The sequence below is a fragment of the Flavobacterium sp. ALJ2 genome (assembly GCF_015594725.1).
Lineage (GTDB): Bacteria > Bacteroidota > Bacteroidia > Flavobacteriales > Flavobacteriaceae > Flavobacterium.
The window spans coordinates 1-875 of the sequence record NZ_JADNRC010000051.1; the positions used below are offsets into that span (position 1 = coordinate 1).

1 protein-coding gene is annotated in these 875 nt (G+C 28.7%); it reads right to left on the bottom strand.

The window, feature by feature from the left end:
* Positions 1-104: 104 nt before the first annotated feature.
* The gene (locus IUY40_RS19165; RefSeq protein ID WP_195738456.1) at positions 105-803 is read right to left on the bottom strand and encodes a hypothetical protein; all 699 of its coding nucleotides are present in this window, start codon (positions 801-803) and stop codon (positions 105-107) included.
* Between the last annotated feature and the right edge of the window lie 72 nt (positions 804-875).

The following is an 875-nucleotide window of genomic DNA, read 5'->3' on the forward strand; positions in this document are numbered from 1 at the left end:
TACTTTAATTTATATACCTTGGCGTTCACGAGCAAGATGCTCGCGTCATTAGGGACTCCTATTTATGTATAAACTTATATCCTAATTACAAACTATTCTTAATTTTATTCTACATAACTCACAAATTCATCCACTTTATCATAAGGAATACTATTATGAGGTGATTTTATTATTAAAGTATTCCATGGTTTCCATTCATCAGAAAGGATTGTATGGGTTATTTGATAATGATTTAAAATGCCTTCTATAAAATAATCTTTTAATGGCATCTTCAATACTCTTTCAATTCCATCTTTGGTGAGAATAATTTTATATTCCAGCTCATTTTTCTCATTAACATGAAAAGTAAATACTCCACTATCCCAAGAACTCAAATACTCCAATTCACCATCAGCATCAAGCTGTGTAGGTAATAAATTATTATCTTGCTCAAACTCAAAAATTAAAGACATCATTTTTTCATTAGCCCATTGAAAAAACACCTCCGCACCACTCAGCAAATCTTGTTTTTCTTGTTCTGAATCCCAAAAGTATTTTTCTGAATATACTCCATCTGGATTAATTTCAATTATAGCCGAATTAAATTTATCTTCAGTGGAAAATAATGAATTATAGCGTTCATATATTTCGTCAGAAAACTCCCTGTACTCTTTTGGCTTAGGCCTAAAGGAAACTTGCTCATTATTTATAACTTCATAAAATCGAGTACTAACTTTTTCTTTATTTATTTTTATAATCACAATCACATGATTATTAATCACATAATTTCTTATTGCTTCTATTAATTCACTTATTGATTCCATTTTCTTTAAGGGTTTTTATAATTATCAGATAAAACTTCATCCAAAGTCCCGTTTTTATAAATTTCAACATCA

Bases quoted from the DNA above. Each gene is read 5' to 3' on its own strand.
- IUY40_RS19165 (WP_195738456.1), bottom strand. From the start codon at position 803: ATGGAATCAATAAGTGAATTAATAGAAGCAATAAGAAATTATGTGATT.